Origin of the sequence: Roseovarius sp. SK2 (assembly GCF_028807495.1) — a bacterium.
GTDB classification, from domain to species: domain Bacteria; phylum Pseudomonadota; class Alphaproteobacteria; order Rhodobacterales; family Rhodobacteraceae; genus Roseovarius; species Roseovarius confluentis.
Window position 1 is genome coordinate 56,942 of sequence record NZ_JARAMK010000001.1, and the last position, 19,135, is coordinate 76,076.

Consider the following 19,135-nt stretch of genomic DNA (forward strand, 5'->3'; position numbering starts at 1 on the left):
ACTGTGGCCCTTCGGAAGCTCTGCCAGGTTCCAAGCCACATCTGGAGGTCTGGCGCATCCCGCGCCACAACCTGATGGGGGGATTGCGTGGCTGTAAAAGCACGCAGACTGACGTGGGAAAAGCTCGGGCGCCTTCGGCGCATGAAACGCGTGCGCAATGCCGCCGCCTTCAGCCTTGTCGTGCTTGGCCCCGTTCTGGCGCTTCTGACCTATCTGGTGATGGGCCCGCTCGATCAGGGCAGTTCGTCCAACGTTCTGCGCATCATCCTGCTGGCCGACATGGTCTACATTATCATGGTCGCCGCGCTGGTGCTACAGCGCGTCGCCCAGATGGTCGCCGCCCGCCGCCGCAAATCAGCGGGCTCGCGCCTGCACCTGCGCCTGACGGGGGTCTTCGCCCTGATGGCGCTTTTGCCCACGATCACCGTCGCCGTCTTCGCCACGCTGTCGGTGAACATGGGGCTCGAGGCATGGTTCTCCGACAGGGTGGGGCGCGTCGTCGACAACTCCGTTGCCGCGGCGCAGGCCTACGAGGATGAACACCGCCGCGATCTGCTGGTCGATGCCCGCGCCCTGGCGTCGCTGATCAACGCCACCAAGCGCGCCGCCGTTTTCCTGGATGATGGCGACATCCGCCAGATACTGTCGCGCGGCCAGCGCGAAATCCAGCGCGGCCTGCGCGAGGCGTTCGTCATCGACGGCACCGGCGACATCCGCTCGCGCGGGGAACGCTCCTACCTTTTCGACTACGAGGAACCCTCGCGCGAGATGTTCGACGAGGCCAACGAAGAGGGCGTCGTCATCATCCGCGACTGGGACAACAACGAATTCCGCGCGCTTCTTCCGCTGGAGGAGATCCCCGACCGCTATCTTTACGTCAGCCGCAATGTCGACGGCGACATCCTCAGCCTGCTGGATGACACGCAGGAAACCGCGCGCTTCTACCAGCAGCGCGAGGACGAGCGCGACCGCGTGCTCTTCGAGTTCGGCGTGCTCTATCTCGGTTTCGCGCTGATCCTGATCCTTGCCGCCGTCTGGCTGGGCATGTGGTTTGCCGAACGTCTCAGCCGTCCCGTGGGCCGCCTGACCAGCGCGGCGCAGCGCGTGGGCGAGGGCGATCTGGACACCCAGGTGCGCGAAGAGGATGCCGATGACGAGATCGGCATGCTCTCGACCTACTTCAACCAGATGACACGGCAATTGAAGCAACAGCGCGACACGCTGCTGACCAACACCGAGCAGATCGAACGCCGCCGGCGGCTGTTCGATTCCGTGCTGGGCTCGGTGTCGTCCGGCGTGGTGGGGCTGGATGCCAAGGGCCGGGTCACTTTCGTCAACCGTGCCGCCGAACGCCTGCTCGACTGGCAGGAGGACCAGCAATCGCTGGCGCTTTCCGTGGCGATCCCGGAATTCGGCGCGCTCTTTGACCGGCTGAAGGAGTCCAACACCGGCTTCGCGCAGGAGGAGATCAAGGTCAGCCGCACGGGCCGGATGGAAAACCTGCTGGTGCGCATGTCGACCCGTAGCAATGACGGCGGCCGACGCGAAGGCTACGTGGTGGCCTTCGACGACGTGACCGACCTCGTGACCGCCCAGCGCATGGCCGCCTGGGGCGACGTCGCCCGCCGCATCGCGCACGAGATCAAGAACCCTCTGACCCCGATCCAGCTGTCGGCGGAACGCATCAAGCGCAAGTTTACCCGCGTGCTGGATGACGAACAGGCCGCCAGCCTGGAACAGCTGACAGACGTGGTCGTGCGCCAAACCAACGATTTGCGCCGCATCGTCGACGAGTTTTCCAAGTTCGCCCGCATGCCCGAACCGCAGACCAAGGTCGAAAGCCTGACGCACCTGCTGCGCGAGGCGGTCCTGCTGCAGGAAGCCGGGCAGCCCGATGTCACGTTTGAGGCCACGCTGACCGATGACGCGCTGATGGCCGAAGTTGACGGCACCATGTTGCACCAGGCGCTGACCAACCTGATCAAGAACGCCGGCGAAGCCATTGAAAGCCTTTATGAAAAAGAAGGCTCCGACGGGCACCAGCCGCAGATCCGCGTCACCAGCACGCGCGAGGACGACGCGGCCGTGATCTGCATCTCCGACAACGGCATCGGCCTGCCCGAGGATCGCTCGCGCCTGTTCGAGCCTTACGTGACCACCCGCGAAAAGGGCACCGGCCTTGGCCTGCCCATCGTGAAGAAAATCATCGAGGAACATGGCGGCAGCCTTGGCCTGGAAGACGCCGAGCCCTTCGCCGAGGGCGCGCGCCCCGGCGCCATGGCCGTGATCCGCCTTCCCCTGACCCGGGCCGAGGCCGCGCCGGATACCGACCCCGATACCGACCCCGATTTGAACGAATATGACCAACGACAGGCCGTATGAGGTAGACCCATGAGTGACATCCTGATTGTCGACGACGAACGCGATATCCGCGAACTGATTTCAGACATCCTGCAGGACGAAGGCTTCACGACCCGCCTCGCGGGCAATTCCGACGAGGCCATGGCCGAGATCCGGAACCAGCCGCCGGGCCTGCTGATCCTCGACATCTGGCTGAAAGACAGCAACATGGACGGGATCGACATCCTCAAGGCGGTCAAGCGCGACTTCCCCGAGGTGCCGGTGGTGATCATCTCGGGCCACGGCAATATCGAGATCGCGGTGGCGGCCATCAAGCAGGGCGCCTACGACTTCATCGAGAAACCCTTCAACATCGACCAGCTGATGGTGGTGATCCGCCGCGGCATGGAAACCAGCCGCCTGCGCCGCGAGAACCTCGCGCTCAAGCGGCAGGGCAGCGGCCCCGCCGACATGCTGGGCGAAAGCCCCGTCTTCCGCACGCTGGTGGGCCAGCTGGACAAGGTCACGCGGTCGAATGGCCGGGTGATGCTGTCTGGCCCTGCCGGCTCGGGCAAGGAGCTGGCGGCGCGCTACATCCACGCCAATTCCGACCGTGCCAATGGCCCCTTCGTCTGCGCCGGCTGCGCCTCGATCGAGCCCGACCGGATGGAAGAGGTCCTCTTCGGGCGCGAGGCCGAGGACGGCACCGTCACCGCCGGCCTGCTGGAAGAGGCCAATACCGGCGTCATCTATTTCGACGAGGTCGCCGACATGCCCCTGGTCACGCAGGGCAAGATCCTGCGCGTGCTGGTCGATCAGACCTTCCTGCGGGTGGGCGGCAGCGACAAGGTGCAGGTCGACCTGCGCGTCATCTCCTCGACCAGCCGCGATCTCGAGGCCGAGATCCAGGCCGACAGGTTCCGCCGCGAGCTTTACCACCGCCTGAACGTGGTGCCGATCGCCGTACCCAGCCTCGAGGACCGGCGCGAGGACATACCGGTGCTGGCGGCCTATTTCATCGAAAAGCTCAACAGCGAACAGGGCCTGCCCATCCGCGCCCTGGCCGACGAGGCGGCGGCGCTCCTGCAGACCATGCGCTGGCCCGGCAACGTCCGTCAGCTGCGCAACGTGATCGAGCGCGTGCTGATCCTGGGCGAGTCCAACGGTGACATCACCGCGCGCGAAATCCCCGGCGACAGCGCCACGCCCAGCGACGGGGATCGCGTTGTCCTGTCGGGCACGGTGGCCACCATGCCCCTGCGCGAGGCCCGCGAGGCGTTCGAGCGTGAATACCTGATGACCCAGATCAACCGCTTTGGCGGCAATATCAGCCGCACGGCGGAATTCGTCGGCATGGAACGCAGCGCCCTGCACCGCAAGCTGAAATCGCTGGGGGTCGTCACCGGGACCAAGGGCGCACGCGTGTCCGACGACGAAGAGGACAGCCAGCAGGCCGCGACGGGCTGACAGGGCAGGGTATCGCGTACACGCCTCGCTTCCCCTGGTCAAAAACATCCCCGCCTGAGGCAAACCCGAGACGACCCGGCCGCCGAGATATCAAGCGCGCCGCAGGCGCTCCTTTAGGCGACGCAGACCTACTCGGGGTTCACGATCTGGTATTTCCCGCCCTTGATGCGGATCGCGCAGGAGTTTTCCGTCAGTGGCGGCTGCACCCGCGTCGCGGTGATCACCGTGGCCTCCACCACCTCGGGCGGGCAGGGCTTCAGGCTGACCTTCTGGTACCCCTGGTCGGCCATGCATTGCTTGGCCACCCGTGCGCGCAGCCCCTCGTTGGCGTCATAGCTTTCCCACCGCCCGGGCGACAGCAGCACCCGGACCGTCTTGCACGCGCCCGCCGCGTTGCAGACCGGGCGATAGCTGTAGGTCGGCGGGATATAGCGCGTCAGCGTGCGCACCGGCACTTCGCGCAGCGCCGCCACGTCACATTGCGTGCGGTCCCGCGCGACCCCGCTCACCGGGGCGCCTTCCTTGTAATAGACAGTGGTCGGCAGGCAGCCCGCCAACAGCGGCGCGACACAGGCGAAAATCGGGACAAGGTACCATCTCATAACCGCCAGCTTATCCGCAAATCCGCGCAGGACAAAGCAATTGACCGTGACTGCCCCATCTGTCATGCAAAGCCCTCGATTGGGTCAATAAGGGCACAGCCCATGAAGGTCATCATCTGCGGGGCAGGGCAGGTCGGCTGGCAGATCGCGCGCCACCTGTCGGGCGAACGCAACGACGTCACCGTCGTCGACAACAACCCCGACCTGGTTCGCCGCGCGACCGAGACGCTGGACGTGCAGGGCATCAACGGCTTTGCCAGCTATCCCAACGTGCTGGACCAGGCCGGGGCGCGCGATGCCGACATGATCATCGCCGCCACCTACTCGGACGAGGTCAACATGGTCACCTGCCAGGTGGCGCATTCGGTCTTTTCCATCAACCGAAAGATCGCCCGCCTGCGCAGCCAATCCTACCTGGACGCGATCTACTCCGACCTCTACCGCCGCGACCACATGCCCATCGACGTGGTGATCTCGCCCGAGCGCGAGGTGGCCGAGGCCGCGCTGCAACGCCTTGCCGCCCCCGCCGCCTTCGACACCGAAACCTTCATGGAAGGAAAGGCGCAGCTTCTGGGCCTGCGGATCGAGGATGACTGCCCGATCGTCAACACGCCCCTGCGACAGTTGACGGATCTCTTTTCGACCCTCGAAGTGGTGGTCGTGGCCATCCGCCGCGACGGCAAGCTGTTCGCGCCCGAGGCCGAGGACCAGCTTTTCGTCGGCGACGACGCCTATGTTTTCGCGCCCTCCGAGGACGTGCCGCGCACGATGGAGGTTTTCGGCAAGACCTCGCAGTCACAGGAACGGCTGGTCATCATCGGCGGCGGAAATATCGGCCTCAGCGTCGCCAAGCGGATTGAGAAGCGCGGCAAGCGCACCCGGGTCAAGGTGATCGAGCGCGACCGCAAGGTGGCCGAACGCGCCGCCGACGCGCTGGAACGCACCATCGTGCTCAACGGCGACGGGCTGGACGCGCAATTGCTGGCCGAGGCGAATATCTCGCGCACCGATGCGGTGCTGGCGGTGACAGACGACGACAAGACCAACATGCTGGCCGCCGTGCGCGCCAAGTCCGAAGGCTGCCCTTTCTCCATCGCGCTGATCAACGACCCCACGCTCTTGCCGATGATGGAGCCGTTGGGCATCGACGCCTATATCAACCCGCGCTCCACCACCGTCAGCTCGATCCTGCGCCATGTCCGCCATGGCCGCGTGCGCTCGGTCTATTCCATCGGCGATGCCGAGGCCGAGGTGATCGAGGCCGAGGTCATGTCCACGTCCAACATCGCCGGCGCCGCGATCCGCGCGATCGACTTTCCCGAAGGGGTGCTTGTGGGAGGCGTGCTGCGGGACGGCAAGGTGCTAAAACCCTCCGGGTCCATGCGGATCGAGGCGGGCGACGTGGTGGTGATCTTCGCGCTGGCTTCGGATGTGGGCCGGGTGGAACAGCTCCTGCAGGTCTCGATTGATTTCTTCTGAGACATCCTCGCCGGGCCTCACGGCCCGTCTGCTGCGGTTCCCACTCATCCTCGTACTGACCGGGATCGCCAGCATCGCCATGCTCGGCCCCGCGCTGCACGCCTTCGTGCAGGACGATCATTCCGTCGCCCGCGCGTTTCTCTATTCCAGCGTGCTGGGGGTCACCTTCATCCTGCTCGTCGGCCTGGCCATCGCGGGCCGCCGGCAACAGGACAATTCGGACATCCAGAACCTCGCTTCGCTGGCGCTGGCCTATACCGCGCTGCCGGTGTTCCTGGCGCTGCCCTTCTACGAGGGGCTGGAGACGACGCGCTTTCTGAACGCCTATGTCGAGATGGTGTCGTGCCTGACGACGACCGGCGCCACTCTCTTCGACAATCCCGCGCGGCTGGTCGACAGCTTGCATCTGTGGCGCGGTGTGGTCGGCTGGTTCGGCGGGCTTCTGATCTGGATTGCCGCCTCGGCCGTGCTGGCGCCCATGAACCTTGGCGGGTTCGAGATCACCGTCTCGGCTGAACCGGGGCAGGGGGAGGATGCGCTCAGCCGGTTCCGCCGCGCCAGCTCTGCCCGTCGCATCGCGCAAAGCACGCAGGCGCTGGCGCCCGTCTATGTGGGCCTCACCGGGGTCGTGTGGTTCCTGCTTGTGATCGGCGGTGACCGTCCGCTGGTGGCGGCGGTGCATGCCATGTCCACGATGGCCACCAGCGGCATCTCCGCCGTCGGCGGGGTCGAGAATGCCGGCAGCGGCTTTGGCGGCGAGATCGTGATCTTCCTGTTCATGTTCTTCGCCCTGTCGCGGCTGACCTTTTCGTCGGACACGCTGACCAGCAAGTCCACCAGCGTGCTGGGCGACCCCGAGTTCCGCATCGGCTGTGCATTGGTGCTGGGCGTGCCGCTGGTCCTGTTCTCGCGCCACTGGCTGGGCGCCTTCGACGTCGACCAGGTCGAGGATTTGGGCCAGGCACTGCAGGCGCTCTGGGGCGGCACGTTTACCGTCATGTCCTTCCTGTCCACCACCGGCTTTCAAAGTGCGGCGTGGGAGGCCGCGCAATCCTGGTCGGGTCTCGGCACGCCGGGGCTGTTGCTGATGGGGCTGGCGATGTTCGGCGGCGGCGTGGCCACCACGGCGGGCGGTGTGAAACTCCTGCGGATCTACGCGCTCTACCTCAACGGCCAGCGCGAGATGGAGCGGCTGATCCATCCCTCCTCGGTGGGCCGCGCGGGGGTCCACACCCGCCGCATGCGGCGCGAGGGCGCCTTCGTGGCGTGGATCTTCTTCATGCTTTTCGCGCTGTCGCTGGCATTGGTGACCGTCCTGATGGCGGCCTTCGGCGAGGACCTGCAGAACGCCATCGTACTCTCGACCGCCGCGCTGGCCACCGCCGGGCCGCTCACGCAAGTCGGCGCCGACGCGCCCATCGCCCTGCTTGAAATGCACCCGGCGGCCAAGCTGGTCTTTTCCGCCGCGATGGTGCTGGGCCGGATGGAGACGCTGGCCCTGATCGCGCTTTTCAACCCCAGCCTGTGGCGCCGCTGACCGTCGGGAATATCCGCCCCGCGCGGCAATGTTGTCACACTCCTGAAACACCACCCCGGCAAGACACCGCAACGATTTGATTTTTGGGCTGGAAACTCCGAAACGCGCACTCCATACTCCCTCCCGAGGGAGACCGGGGCCGCAAGTGGCCTCATGCAAGAACAAAGGCTATAAAAACAATGGCGACAGACCGACAAAATCTGCAAGACGCATTTCTGAATCAGGTACGCAAGACCAAGATCCCGGTCACTGTTTTCCTTATCAATGGCGTCAAACTGCAAGGTGTCATCACCTGGTTCGACAATTTCTGCATCCTGCTGCGCCGCGACGGGCAGTCACAGCTTGTCTACAAGCATGCCGTGTCCACGATCATGCCGTCCCAGCCGGTCAGCCTGTACGAGGGCGATGACGGGTCTTGACCCAGACCGACGTTTCGGACACCCGCGCCTGGGTCCTGCACCCGGATATCCCCAGTTCAGACCGCGAGCGTGACCCCGCGCTCGCGCTCGAAGAGGCCGTGTCGCTGGCCCACGCCCTGCCGGGGCTGGAGGTGCTGGGCGGCTCGGTCGTGCGCCTGCGCGACCCGCATCCCGGCATGCTCTTCGGCAAGGGCAAGATGGCCGAGCTGCAGCAGCTTGTCGAAGACAACGAGGTCGAGCTGGTCCTGATCGACGGGCCGGTCTCGCCCGTGCAGCAGCGCAATCTCGAAAAGAAGCTGGGCGTCAAGCTGCTCGACCGGACCGGGCTGATCCTCGAAATTTTCTCGGACCGCGCCGCCACCCGCGAGGGCGTGCTTCAGGTCGAGATGGCCGCGCTGTCCTACCAGCGTACCCGGCTGGTGCGGGCCTGGACCCACCTCGAACGTCAGCGTGGCGGATTGGGCTTTGTCGGTGGCCCCGGCGAGACCCAGATCGAGGCGGACCGCCGCGCCATCGACGAACAGCTCGTCCGCCTGCGCCGCCAGCTGGAAAAGGTCGTGAAGACCCGCACCCTGCACCGCGCGGCGCGCGCCAAGGTGCCGTTCCCCATCGTGGCGCTCGTGGGCTACACCAACGCCGGCAAGTCGACGCTCTTCAACCACCTCACCGGGGCCGAGGTCATGGCCAAGGACATGCTTTTCGCCACGCTCGACCCCACCATGCGCAAGATCGCGCTTCCCGGTGGTGGCCCCGAGGTGATCCTGTCGGACACCGTCGGGTTCATCTCCGATCTGCCCACCGAACTGGTGGCCGCCTTCCGCGCCACGCTCGAGGAAGTGCTGGCCGCCGACCTGATCGTCCATGTCCGCGACATCTCGCACCCCGAGACCGAGGACCAGGCCGGCGACGTGCACGACATCCTCACCAGCCTTGGCGTGCTGGACACCACGCCCCAGATCGAGGTCTGGAACAAGATCGACCGTCTGACGCCCCAGGACCGCACCCTGGTCGAAAACCGCGCCAGCCGGATGGAGAACGTGCAGCTTCTGTCGGCCATCACCGGCGAGGGCATGGACGCACTCAGCGACACCATCATCACTCGGCTGGCGGGCACCACCCATGTCGAGACGTTCACCTTGGGCTTTGACGCCGGTCGCAAACGCGCATGGCTCTTCGAAAAGGGGCTTGTCGAGGACGAGGTGCAGGACGAGGACGGCTACACCCTGACCGTGCGCTGGAACGAGACGCAGAAATCGCAGTTCGACGGGCTTTGAGCACACCATGCCTCGCGGCCTCGTGATTTGCGAAAACCGACGCGCATGCCGATCTAGCGGGCAGAAGTACCCGAAAGGACGCAAGACATGGCCAAGACCTTCCACGAACTCGCCTTCACCGACGCGGTCCGCGCCATGCAGGAAAAACAGGGCTCGGCGGCGATGTACGCCCGCAGCCTTGCCCCCGAGGCCCCCGCCGACGACCGTCTTGGCCCCAACGAGGCAAAGTTCATCGCCCTGCGCGACGGCTTCTACCAAGCCACGGTCAGCGCCACGGGCTGGCCCTATGTGCAGTTTCGCGGCGGCCCGCGCGGCTTTCTGAAGATGCTGGATGACCAGACACTGGGCTATGCGGATTATCGCGGCAACCGCCAGTATATCTCCACCGGCAACCTGGCGGACAACGACCGTATCTCGCTTATCCTGATGGACTACCCCAACAGCGCCCGGCTCAAGATCCTGGGCCGCGTGCGGATCAGCGACGACCCCGATCTGATATCCCGACTGATGGACGAGGGCTACAAGGCGCGCCCAGAACGGGCCGTTGTCATCACCGTCGAAGGCTTCGACTGGAACTGCCCGCAGCACATTCCCGTCCGCCTGACCATGGAGGAACTCGACCCCATCCTCGCGCCGTTCCAGCAGGAACTGGCCGATCTGCGGTCCGAAAACGCCGCTCTCAAGGCCCGGCTGGACGCGGCTCAGTCGCTGTGAACCAACCGCAGGTAGGGCCGCTCGCTGGGATGTGACAGGTCCGCGGGCTGCTCGTCGCGGGCCTTCGGGGCAGGGGCGGCCAGTGCCGCCTGCTCTTCACTGAATCCGGTGACCTTGGTGTCGGACAGGTCCAGCGGCGTCACCTTGCTCTCCACGATCTTGAACCGGCGCGGCGTGGTGCCGATCGGCCCCGAGGACACGAAACACCCTAGCGCACGCGAGATATCGCCCAAGTCGCTGCGCAGCGGCAGCACGATCAGCGTCGCGGCCATCGCCGCGCGGCGCAGGCCGCCGGGCGCTGTCAGGTCCATCCGCAGCGTCGCAGGCCGCTCGAACAGGTCGACCATCGCGTCGGCCAGCTGTCCGCGATCCTCGGGCGCGATCAGTGCCGACAGGGGCATGCCGCGCACTTCCATGCCCATCACGTCCGACAGGTGCGTGCCGGCGATCCGCAGCCGGGCGATGCCGGGGGCGACCTTCTCGGCGATGAAGGCGTTGCTCAGCAGGCTTTCGATGCCGCGCGGGTCGATCTCGGTGCGCAGCGGCACGTCGCCGCCTCGGCGCATCCCCGACCAGTAGCCGACGAACTTTTGCAGATCGGCCTCGACGCGGGCGCTGTGACCGCCGCTGCCCGAGGGCCGCAGATCGGCAAACTTGTCCAGAAACGAGCTTCCAGAATCATCCTTCATCGGTCTTTCCCCATCCGGCGCAGGGGCCGGTCTCGCCACTCAATTTTCAATCCCGTCACCAGGGACACCCGCCCCGGTCCTGCGGTTCCGCGACCGAGGCAAGCCGCCCCGGCGCGTCCCTGCGGCCCGATCCACCTGAAAGGCTCAACTTGAATCGGATGCAGTTCGACTTGAAACAAGCTTGCCACATTTCCGCCCGATTTTGTTCAACTTTCTTGCCGAGTGGTTAACGCCCGGCGTCGCGTGACGCTTGCGAACAGGCCGCCGACGCACTAGGAAACCATTGCAACAACGGGCCTTTCGCGGCCCGCCCCGCAAAGGATCAAATGACCGTGACCCAAGCCCCCGCGCAGCTGAACTCAATGACCGGCTATGCCTCGGGGCAGGGAATGCATGGCCGCTTCGGCTGGACATGGGACTTGCGCGCGGTCAACGGGCGCGGACTGGATCTGCGGCTGCGGGTGCCGGACTGGATCGACGGGCTTGAGCCCGCCTTGCGCGCACGCCTGACCAAGGCGCTCGGGCGTGGCAATGTCACCTTATCACTGAAGCTGCAGGCCCAGGATGGCGGCGCGGCCGCGCAACTGGACACGGCGCAGTTGGACCGCGTCCTGGCGGCAATGACCGAGATCGAATCCCGCGCCATGGCGCTTGGCCTGTCGCTCGCGCCCGCCAACGCCGCCGATGTGCTGGGCTTGCGCGGCGTGTTCGAGCCGGGCGCGCAGGACGAGGATACCGCCGCCCTGGGCAAGGCGCTGGTGGCCGATTTCGAAACCGTGCTCAGCAGTTTCCAGTCGATGCGCCGCCGCGAAGGCGTGGCGCTGGCCGAGGTTCTGACCGGCCAGCTGGACCGGATCGCCGCGCTGACGGACGCCGCCGCCACCGCCGCCGAGGCCCGCCGCCCCGAGACCGAGGCCAATTTCCGTGCCGCGCTTCAGCGCGTGTTGGACAACACCGACGGCATCGAGGAAGCCCGCATCGCCCAGGAACTGGCGGTGCTGGCGGTCAAGTCCGACGTCACCGAGGAGATCGACCGCCTGCGCAGCCACGTCGCTGCCGCCCGCGACCTTATCGCCGGGGGCAGCCCCGCGGGCCGCAAGCTCGATTTCCTCGCGCAGGAATTCAACCGCGAGGCCAACACGCTGTGCTCCAAGGCCCAAAGCAGCGACCTGACCAGCGTCGGGCTGGAGCTGAAAAGCGTGATCGAGCAGATGCGCGAACAGGTGCAGAATGTGGAGTGACCTGCAAAACAAAATTTTGCAGGTCATCCCGGACTTGATCCGGGATCTCCTGGCCTCTTTGCGCTACCACGTCCCGGGCTTGACCCTGCCTGTCCCGGGCATGACCCGGGACCTCCAGGCCAAAGGGTTTGCGCCGCCTTCGGCGTCGCCGCAGCGCGCCTTCGGCGCTTGCATGAGTATTTTGGGCAAGAAAAAGCCGGGCCATGCGCCCACACCGGAGGCCCCATGAAACACCGCCGCGGCCTTCTGATCATCCTGTCCTCGCCCTCGGGCGCGGGCAAATCCACGCTGTCGCGCCGCCTGCGCGACTGGGACGAGACGATCTCGTTTTCCGTCTCGGCCACCACGCGCCCCCCGCGTGCGGGCGAAGTGGACGGGCAGGATTATCACTTCCTTGACGACAGCACCTTTCGCAAACAGGTGGCGGCCGGCGAGATGCTGGAACACGCCCATGTCTTCGGCAATTTCTACGGCTCGCCCCGCGGCCCCGTGCAGGCCGCCATCGACGAAGGCCGCGACGTTTTGTTCGATATCGACTGGCAGGGTGCGCAGCAGATCCAGAATTCGGTCCTCGGCCCGCATACCCTGTCGATCTTCATCCTGCCGCCCAGCATCACCGAGCTGCACCGCCGGTTGGAAACCCGCGGCCAGGACAGCCCCGAGACCATCGCCAAGCGGATGCAGAAAAGCTGGGACGAGATCAGCCACTGGGGCGAATATGACTACGTGCTGGTCAATGACGACCTCGAGACAACGGACAAAGCCCTCAAGACCATCGTCTCGGCCGCCCGCCTGCGCCGCCTGCAACAGCCCGACCTGAATGCCCACGTGCAACGCCTTCAGGCCGAATTCGAGGAGAGATGAATGCCCATTTACGCGCTTGACGACGTGATACCGCAACTGGAGGAGGGCGCCTGGGTCGCGCCTGACGCCAACATCATCGGCAAGGTGGTGCTGGAGGAAAACGCCTCGGTCTGGTTCGGCTGCACGCTGCGCGGCGACAACGAGCCCATCGTCGTGGGGCAGGGCAGCAACGTGCAGGAAAACACCGTCATGCACACCGACCCGGGTTTTCCGCTGACCATCGGGCGCGGTTGTACCATCGGGCACAAGGCGATGCTGCATGGCTGCACCATCGGCGAGAACTCCCTGATCGGCATGGGGGCCACGGTGCTGAACGGCGCGAAGATCGGCAAGAACTGCCTGATCGGGGCCTGTGCGCTGATCACCGAGGGCAAGGAGATCCCCGATGGCAGCCTTGTGATGGGCGCGCCCGGGAAGATCGTGCGCGACCTGGACGACAAGGCCATCGCGGCGTTCAAGGCCACCGCGCTGCATTATCAGAAGAACGCCGCGCGCTACCGGGCGGGGATGCGCCGCGTCGAGATCGAATGAACCAGGGCAATATCGCCACGCTCTTGCAGGCGATTCCCCTGGCCTCGTTGCTGATCGGCCGGGGCGAGCGCATTCTCGGTGCCAACGACCGCGCCGCGGCCTTGTTGGGGCCGGGGCTGATCGGCCGCCATTTCATCACCGCCATTCGTCAGCCCACCGTGCTGGACGCGGTCGAGGCGTCCCTGCGCGACCGCGAGACGCGCCAGACACGTTACCTTTCCAGCGCGGGCACGCAGGACACCGCCTTTGCCGTCACCTGCAGCCCGGTCGAGACCGAGGCGGGCTCCGGCGTGCTCTTGTGTTTCGAGGATGTCACCCATCTTGAACAGGTGGGCCAGATGCGCCGCGATTTCGTCGCCAATGTCAGCCACGAATTGCGCACGCCCTTGACCGCACTTCTCGGTTTCATCGAAACCCTGCGCGGCCCGGCGCGCAATGATCCCGCCGCGACCGAGCGTTTCCTGGGCACCATGCAAGTCGAGGCCAGCCGGATGGAGCGTCTGGTGAAGGACTTGCTTTCGCTCAGCCGGGTCGAGGCGCAGGAACGCGTGCGTCCCACCGACCGGGTCGATCTGGTCCGGTTGATGCGCGCCGTAATCCACGCCACGCGCCCCATCGCGGACGAGGCCGGCGTCGAGATCGCGTTCGAGACGACTCTGTCCGACGTCACCGTGCCCGGCGACGCCGACCAGCTGCATCAGATCCTCACCAACCTGATCGAGAACGCCATCAAGTATGGCGGCCCCGGCAAGACCGTCACCCTGATGCTCGAGGCCCATGCCGATCACCCCGCGCTGCGCGGCCCCTCGGCGGTGATTTCCGTCATCGACCAGGGCCCCGGCATCGAGGAGGTGCACATCCCCCGCCTGACCGAACGATTCTACCGGATCGACAGCCACCGCTCGCGCGAGATGGGCGGCACCGGGCTGGGGCTGGCCATCGTCAAGCACATCGTCAACCGCCACCGCGGGCGACTGAAGGTGCATTCGGAACTGGGGCAGGGCACCCGATTCGACGTGATTCTGCCCTCGCGCCCGACCGCGCAGCAGACCTGATGCACCGCTCATTTTCGCGCCCCGACGTCAACCTCAATTAATTCGACCTTAACGCCCGGAAAATGCGGCCTGTCATGAAACCGTTACAAAACTGTAACAGAAGCGTCGTGCCCGAGGCGTAGCAGAGCGCCAAGGTCGCCCGCTGCAAGGTGACCGGGATACATGGATATCAGGAGCTATATATGTCCTTCATGAAAATGACCGCCTCCACCCTGGCGATCGCGGCCGTTTCGGCCACCGCTGCCGCTGCACGTGACAACGTCCAGGTTGCCGGTTCTTCCACCGTTCTGCCCTACGCGTCGATCGTGGCCGAGCTCTTCGGCGAAAACACCGACTTCCCGACCCCGGTCGTGGAATCGGGCGGCTCGTCGGCTGGCCTGAAACGCTTCTGCGAAGGCGTTGGCGAAAACACCATCGACGTGGCGAACGCCTCGCGCGCCATCCGCGAAAAAGAGATCCAGGCCTGCGCCGACAACGGCGTGACCGACATCATCGAAGTGCGCATCGGCTATGACGGCATCGTCTTCGCCAGCCAGCAGTCCGGTCCCGCGTTCACCGCGTTCGAGCCCACCGACATCTTCAACGCCATCGGCGCCACCGTCCTGAAAGACGGCGAGCTGGTCGAGAACACCCACGAAAGCTGGGCCGAGTTCAACTCCGACCTGCCCGATGCCGAAATCGCGATGTTCATCCCCGGCACCAAGCACGGCACCCGCGAAGTCTTCGAAGAGAAGGTTCTGCTGATCGGCTGCGAGGAAACCGGCGCGATGCAGGCCATGCTGGACAGCGGCATGAGCGAAGACGAAGCCGAGGACTCGTGCCTCGACGTCCGTCAGGACGGCAAGTCGGTCGATATCGACGGCGACTACACCGAAACCCTGGCGCGCATCGACGCCAACACCAACGGCATCGGCGTGTTCGGCCTGGCGTTCTACGAGAACAACACCGACAAGCTGAAGGTCGCCACCATGAGCGGCATCGAGCCCTCGACCGACACCATCGCCTCGGGTGAATACCCGGTGTCGCGCCCGCTGTTCTTCTACGTCAAGAAAGCGCATATCGGCGTGATCCCCGGCCTGAAAGAGTACGCCCAGTTCTTCGTCGCCGACGAGATCGCAGGCCCCGGTGGCCCGCTGTCGAACTACGGCCTGGTCGCGGACCCGGAACTGGCGGCCACGCAGTCGGCTGTCGAGGCCGAAGAAACCATGGGCAGCGGCTCCTGAGCCTCTGACCTTCCGGGGGCGGCATATTCCGCCGCCCCCAACCCCTTTTAGGTAATTTTTCCAGACAGACGGATGGGGGGCTCATGCCGACACTCTGGCTATTCCTGATCGTGCTTGGCATCGCGGCCGCGGGCTATGTGCTCGGGCGCGGGCGGGCGCTTCAAAGCGTGGAGGGCGACAACCGCAAGCTCCACTCCCTGCCGTCCTATTACGGATCGAACGTCCTGATCAAAGTGGTCGTGCCAGCCTTTCTGCTGATGATCGCCTGGCTGCTGATCCAGCCCATCGTGGTCGGCAACACGATCTCGGGCATGATCCCTGACCGTTCGGTCGACAACAAGGGCTCGCTGGGGCTGGTGATGGCCGAGGTTCGCCGCACCGCCGAAGGCCTCGACAATGCCGTGGCCCAGGGGCTGATGGACGAAGACTTCGTCAACAACGCCCGCGCCGACCTCGCCGATGTCACGCAGCGGCTCAAGGATGCGGGCCAGATCGTCACCTCCGAGGTGACCCAGCCCATCCTGAACGCTGCACAGCGCTACCGGGTCATGAACGCCACCGGCAACCTCATGATGACCATCGCGGTGCTCGTGCTGGCCGTGCTCGGCGCGCTCTGGGGCCTGCGCGAATCCCACGGCGATTTCCGTGCCCGCAACACGGTCGAGAAAAGCATCCGCGCGCTGCTGATCGGCGCGGCCTCCATCGCCATCCTGACCACGATCGGCATCATCCTGTCGCTCGTGTTCAACACGATCGAGTTCTTCCGGCTTTATCCCGCGTCCGATTTCTTCTTCGGCACCAACTGGGCGCCCAGCTTCTCGGGCCGGGGCGGCAGTTCCGACCTCGGCGTGCTGCCGCTTCTGTGGGGCACGTTCTACATCTCCATCGTGGCGCTGGCCGTGGCCGTGCCCATCGGGCTTTTCGCCGCCATCTACCTGTCGGAGTACGCCTCGCCCAAGGTTCGCTCTGTCGCCAAGCCGCTGCTCGAGGTGCTGGCGGGTATCCCCACCATCGTCTACGGTCTTTTCGCCCTGCTGACGGTCGGCCCGCTGTTGCTGAAGGTCTTCGGCGATGACGGGCTTGGCATCATGCAGGCCGGCACCGCCGTCATGACCGCCGGTCTGGTGATGGGCATCATGCTCATCCCCTTCGTCAGCTCACTTTCCGACGACATCATCAACGCCGTGCCCCAGTCCATGCGCGACGGCTCCTACGGCCTTGGCGCCACGCAATCGGAAACCATCCGCCAGGTGGTGCTGCCCGCCGCGCTGCCGGGCATCGTGGGCGCCATCCTGCTGGCCGCGTCCCGCGCCATCGGCGAGACGATGATCGTGGTTCTGGGGGCAGGGGCCGCCGCAAGGCTCAGCCTCAACCCGTTCGAGGCCATGACCACCGTCACCGCCAAGATCGTCAGCCAGCTGACGGGCGACGCCGACTTCGCCTCGCCCGAAGCGCTGGTCGCCTTCGCCTTGGGCATGACCCTCTTCGTCATCACGCTGGGGCTCAACGTCTTCGCCCTCTACATCGTGCGCAAATACCGGGAGCAGTACGAATGACCGACGCAACGCTCAACGGCGCCAGCGGCGGCGGCCACGGCCGCTCCTCGCTCAAGACCATCGACGCGAACACCAAACGGCGAAACGCGGCCGAGAAACGCTTCCGCGCCTACGGCATGGCGGCCATCGGCATCGGGCTCTTTTTCCTCGTGGTGCTGTTCTTCTCGATCATCCGCTCGGGCCTTCCGGCCTTCACCCAGACCGTGGTGGAGATGGAGTTCACCATCACGCAGGAACAGTACGAGGAGGCCGAGGGCCAGCTTTTCAAGACCAAGGCCTATTCCAACCTGTTCATCACCCAGCTTCAGCAGCAACTCGAAGAACGCGGGCTGGAGCTGGACTTCGACGAAGCCGCCATCGAACGCCTGCTGGGCAAGGTCGGCGGCAACCTGCGCGAATACTATGCCGGCAACCAGAACCGCATTGGCGAGCCGGTGGAGTTCTCGCTCTCGGCCTCGTCGCGCGTCGACGGCTATTTCAACGGTCGCGTCACCCGCGAAAGCATGCAGGACAGCCGGTTCCTCATGGCTTCCGACCTTGATCTGGTGGATGCCATGGCCGAGGCAGGCATCATCAAGTCCGAGTTCAACTGGAACTTCATCACCGGCGCGGATTCCGGCGTGGACAACCCTGGCGGCGCGGGCATCGGTGCGTCGGTCGTGGGCTCGTTCTTCATGATGCTGGTGGTGCTGGTCCTGTCGCTGCCCATCGGCGTCGCCGCCTCGATCTATCTCGAGGAATTCGCACCGCAGAACCGCTTCACCGACCTCATCGAGGTCAACATCTCGAATCTCGCCGCCGTGCCCTCCATCGTCTTCGGCATCCTTGGCCTTGCCGTCTTCATCCAGTTCATGCACCTGCCGCAATCGGCCCCGCTGGTGGGCGGGCTGGTGCTGACACTGATGACCCTGCCGACGATCATCATCTCGACCCGCGCCTCGCTCAAATCCGTGCCGCCGTCGATCCGTGACGCGGCGCTCGGGGTCGGGGCGTCCAAGATGCAGGCGGTCTTTCACCACGTCCTGCCGCTGGCCATGCCCGGCATCCTGACCGGCACCATCATCGGCCTCGCGCAGGCCCTGGGCGAAACCGCGCCGCTGCTGCTCATCGGCATGGTCGGCTTCGTCGCCCGCGGCTACCCCGACGGCTTCGTCGCCGGCTTCACCGAACCGAACTCGGCCATGCCCGCCCAGATCTACACCTGGGCCGCCCGCGCCGACGCCAGCTTCTATGAGAAAGCCTGGGGCGGGATCATCATCCTGCTGGCCTTCCTGCTTACCATGAACATCATCGCCATCATCCTGCGCCGCCGCTTCGAGCGCCGCTGGTAGAAAGGGACCTCCCCATGTACGATACGCCAAATACGGAGAGAGCCGTGGATCAGAAAGACATCAAATTCTCGGCCAAGGGCGTTCAGGTCTATTACGGCGACACCCACGCCATCAAGGACGTGGACGTGGCGCTGGAAGACAAGACCGTCACCGCCTTCATCGGGCCGTCCGGCTGTGGCAAGTCCACCTTCCTGCGCTGTCTCAACCGGATGAACGACACGATCGACATCTGCCGGGTCGAGGGCGATATCCTGCTCGATGGCGAGGATATTTACGACAAGAAAGTGGACCCGGTGCAACTGCGCGCCAAGGTCGGCATGGTGTTCCAGAAACCCAACCCGTTCCCCAAGTCGATCTACGACAACATCGCCTACGGCCCCCGCATCCACGGCATGGCCAAGAACAAGGCAGACCTGGACGAGATCGTCGAACGTGCCCTGCGCCGCGGCGCCATCTGGGACGAGGTCAAGGACCGCCTGCAAGCGCCCGGCACCGGGCTTTCGGGCGGCCAGCAGCAGCGTCTCTGCATCGCCCGCGCCGTCGCGACGGAGCCCGAAGTGCTCCTGATGGACGAGCCCTGTTCAGCGCTCGACCCCATCGCCACGGCCCAGGTCGAGGAACTGATCGACGAGCTGCGCACGCAATATTCCGTGGTCATCGTGACCCACTCGATGCAGCAGGCCGCGCGCGTCAGCCAGAAGACCGCCTTCTTCCACCTGGGCAACCTGGTGGAATTCGGCGAAACCGGCAAGATCTTCACCAACCCCGAAGATCCCCGCACCGAAAGCTACATCACCGGCCGGATCGGCTAAG

18 protein-coding genes are annotated in these 19,135 nt (G+C 65.4%); 16 read left to right on the top strand and 2 right to left on the bottom strand.

The window, feature by feature from the left end; all coding sequences use genetic code 11:
• Positions 1–141: 141 nt before the first annotated feature.
• Together PVV74_RS00285 and ntrX are read left to right on the top strand one after the other, a co-directional pair.
• Complete coding sequence (locus PVV74_RS00285; RefSeq protein WP_274591840.1) at positions 142–2,382, top strand: sensor histidine kinase NtrY-like; 2,241 nt, start codon at positions 142–144, stop codon at positions 2,380–2,382.
• 9 nt (positions 2,383–2,391) lie between these two features.
• Entirely contained in the window at positions 2,392–3,807 is a 1,416-nt protein-coding gene (gene ntrX / locus PVV74_RS00290) for a nitrogen assimilation response regulator NtrX (RefSeq protein WP_274591841.1), read from the top strand.
• A gap of 128 nt (positions 3,808–3,935) precedes the next feature.
• On the opposite strand, the gene PVV74_RS00295 is transcribed toward ntrX, so the two are convergent.
• Positions 3,936–4,475 (bottom strand): hypothetical protein, encoded by a 540-nt coding sequence (locus tag PVV74_RS00295; RefSeq protein WP_103761202.1) that lies wholly within the window; start codon positions 4,473–4,475, stop codon positions 3,936–3,938.
• A 21-nt stretch (positions 4,476–4,496) separates the two neighbouring features.
• Between PVV74_RS00295 and trkA the strand changes: the two genes are divergently transcribed.
• The 5 genes from trkA to PVV74_RS00320 all read left to right on the top strand — a co-directional run bounded on the left by trkA (position 4,497) and on the right by PVV74_RS00320 (position 9,832).
• Positions 4,497–5,888: a Trk system potassium transporter TrkA gene (trkA, locus tag PVV74_RS00300; RefSeq protein ID WP_371931573.1), complete on the top strand. Its 1,392-nt coding sequence runs from the start codon at positions 4,497–4,499 to the stop codon at positions 5,886–5,888.
• Positions 5,839–7,425 carry a TrkH family potassium uptake protein gene (locus PVV74_RS00305; RefSeq protein WP_274591842.1) on the top strand — a complete coding sequence of 529 codons (1,587 nt, stop codon included), beginning with the start codon at positions 5,839–5,841 and terminating at the stop codon, positions 7,423–7,425. The genes trkA and PVV74_RS00305 overlap by 50 nt, the downstream gene beginning before the upstream one ends.
• A 179-nt stretch (positions 7,426–7,604) precedes the next feature.
• Positions 7,605–7,844, top strand: a complete 240-nt coding sequence (gene hfq, locus PVV74_RS00310; protein ID WP_057789335.1) for an RNA chaperone Hfq — start codon at positions 7,605–7,607, stop codon at positions 7,842–7,844.
• The gene (gene hflX, locus PVV74_RS00315) at positions 7,841–9,118 is read left to right on the top strand and encodes a GTPase HflX (RefSeq protein WP_274591843.1); all 1,278 of its coding nucleotides are present in this window, start codon (positions 7,841–7,843) and stop codon (positions 9,116–9,118) included. The genes hfq and hflX overlap by 4 nt, the downstream gene beginning before the upstream one ends.
• An 87-nt stretch (positions 9,119–9,205) precedes the next feature.
• Positions 9,206–9,832: a pyridoxamine 5'-phosphate oxidase family protein gene (locus PVV74_RS00320; protein WP_274591844.1), complete on the top strand. Its 627-nt coding sequence runs from the start codon at positions 9,206–9,208 to the stop codon at positions 9,830–9,832.
• Here the strand turns inward: PVV74_RS00320 and PVV74_RS00325 are convergent.
• Positions 9,820–10,521 (bottom strand): PAS domain-containing protein, encoded by a 702-nt coding sequence (locus PVV74_RS00325; protein ID WP_274591845.1) that lies wholly within the window; start codon positions 10,519–10,521, stop codon positions 9,820–9,822. The genes PVV74_RS00320 and PVV74_RS00325 overlap by 13 nt on opposite strands.
• A 362-nt stretch (positions 10,522–10,883) precedes the next feature.
• Here PVV74_RS00325 and PVV74_RS00330 point away from each other — a divergent pair, with 362 nt between their 5' ends.
• The 9 genes from PVV74_RS00330 to pstB all read left to right on the top strand — a co-directional run bounded on the left by PVV74_RS00330 (position 10,884) and on the right by pstB (position 19,134).
• Complete coding sequence (locus PVV74_RS00330; protein WP_274592345.1) at positions 10,884–11,762, top strand: YicC/YloC family endoribonuclease; 879 nt, start codon at positions 10,884–10,886, stop codon at positions 11,760–11,762.
• A complete protein-coding gene (locus tag PVV74_RS00335) occupies positions 11,752–11,991 on the top strand; it encodes a hypothetical protein (RefSeq protein WP_274591846.1) in 240 nt (79 codons plus the stop codon). The genes PVV74_RS00330 and PVV74_RS00335 overlap by 11 nt, the downstream gene beginning before the upstream one ends.
• Positions 11,988–12,626, top strand: a complete 639-nt coding sequence (gene gmk / locus PVV74_RS00340; RefSeq protein ID WP_103761208.1) for a guanylate kinase — start codon at positions 11,988–11,990, stop codon at positions 12,624–12,626. The genes PVV74_RS00335 and gmk overlap by 4 nt, the downstream gene beginning before the upstream one ends.
• The gene (locus PVV74_RS00345; RefSeq protein WP_103761209.1) at positions 12,627–13,157 is read left to right on the top strand and encodes a gamma carbonic anhydrase family protein; all 531 of its coding nucleotides are present in this window, start codon (positions 12,627–12,629) and stop codon (positions 13,155–13,157) included.
• Positions 13,154–14,212 carry an ATP-binding protein gene (locus PVV74_RS00350; protein WP_103761210.1) on the top strand — a complete coding sequence of 353 codons (1,059 nt, stop codon included), beginning with the start codon at positions 13,154–13,156 and terminating at the stop codon, positions 14,210–14,212. Before PVV74_RS00345 ends, PVV74_RS00350 begins: the two co-directional genes overlap by 4 nt.
• A gap of 182 nt (positions 14,213–14,394) precedes the next feature.
• A complete protein-coding gene (locus tag PVV74_RS00355) occupies positions 14,395–15,435 on the top strand; it encodes a substrate-binding domain-containing protein (RefSeq protein WP_103761211.1) in 1,041 nt (346 codons plus the stop codon).
• Between the two features lie 83 nt (positions 15,436–15,518).
• On the top strand, positions 15,519–16,991 hold the full coding sequence (gene pstC, locus PVV74_RS00360) for a phosphate ABC transporter permease subunit PstC (protein WP_274591847.1): 1,473 nt from the start codon (positions 15,519–15,521) through the stop codon (positions 16,989–16,991).
• Complete coding sequence (gene pstA, locus PVV74_RS00365) at positions 16,988–18,322, top strand: phosphate ABC transporter permease PstA (RefSeq protein WP_103761213.1); 1,335 nt, start codon at positions 16,988–16,990, stop codon at positions 18,320–18,322. The genes pstC and pstA overlap by 4 nt, the downstream gene beginning before the upstream one ends.
• A gap of 14 nt (positions 18,323–18,336) precedes the next feature.
• Positions 18,337–19,134 carry a phosphate ABC transporter ATP-binding protein PstB gene (gene pstB, locus PVV74_RS00370; protein WP_103761214.1) on the top strand — a complete coding sequence of 266 codons (798 nt, stop codon included), beginning with the start codon at positions 18,337–18,339 and terminating at the stop codon, positions 19,132–19,134.
• Position 19,135 lies beyond the last annotated feature (1 nt).

Excerpts from the sequence above, each read along its gene's own strand:
- pstB (WP_103761214.1), top strand. The coding sequence starts at position 18,337 with ATGTACGATACGCCAAATACGGAGAGAGCCGTGGATCAGAAAGACATC.
- pstC (WP_274591847.1), top strand. The coding sequence starts at position 15,519 with ATGCCGACACTCTGGCTATTCCTGATCGTGCTTGGCATCGCGGCCGCG.
- pstA (WP_103761213.1), top strand. The coding sequence starts at position 16,988 with ATGACCGACGCAACGCTCAACGGCGCCAGCGGCGGCGGCCACGGCCGC.
- PVV74_RS00335 (WP_274591846.1), top strand. The coding sequence starts at position 11,752 with ATGTGGAGTGACCTGCAAAACAAAATTTTGCAGGTCATCCCGGACTTG.
- PVV74_RS00320 (WP_274591844.1), top strand. The coding sequence starts at position 9,206 with ATGGCCAAGACCTTCCACGAACTCGCCTTCACCGACGCGGTCCGCGCC.
- gmk (WP_103761208.1), top strand. The coding sequence starts at position 11,988 with ATGAAACACCGCCGCGGCCTTCTGATCATCCTGTCCTCGCCCTCGGGC.
- PVV74_RS00285 (WP_274591840.1), top strand. The coding sequence starts at position 142 with ATGAAACGCGTGCGCAATGCCGCCGCCTTCAGCCTTGTCGTGCTTGGC.
- PVV74_RS00330 (WP_274592345.1), top strand. The coding sequence starts at position 10,884 with ATGACCGGCTATGCCTCGGGGCAGGGAATGCATGGCCGCTTCGGCTGG.
- PVV74_RS00355 (WP_103761211.1), top strand. The coding sequence starts at position 14,395 with ATGTCCTTCATGAAAATGACCGCCTCCACCCTGGCGATCGCGGCCGTT.
- PVV74_RS00345 (WP_103761209.1), top strand. The coding sequence starts at position 12,627 with ATGCCCATTTACGCGCTTGACGACGTGATACCGCAACTGGAGGAGGGC.
- PVV74_RS00305 (WP_274591842.1), top strand. The coding sequence starts at position 5,839 with ATGTGGGCCGGGTGGAACAGCTCCTGCAGGTCTCGATTGATTTCTTCT.
- hfq (WP_057789335.1), top strand. The coding sequence starts at position 7,605 with ATGGCGACAGACCGACAAAATCTGCAAGACGCATTTCTGAATCAGGTA.
- ntrX (WP_274591841.1), top strand. The coding sequence starts at position 2,392 with ATGAGTGACATCCTGATTGTCGACGACGAACGCGATATCCGCGAACTG.
- PVV74_RS00350 (WP_103761210.1), top strand. The coding sequence starts at position 13,154 with ATGAACCAGGGCAATATCGCCACGCTCTTGCAGGCGATTCCCCTGGCC.
- PVV74_RS00295 (WP_103761202.1), bottom strand. The coding sequence starts at position 4,475 with ATGACAGATGGGGCAGTCACGGTCAATTGCTTTGTCCTGCGCGGATTT.
- PVV74_RS00325 (WP_274591845.1), bottom strand. The coding sequence starts at position 10,521 with ATGAAGGATGATTCTGGAAGCTCGTTTCTGGACAAGTTTGCCGATCTG.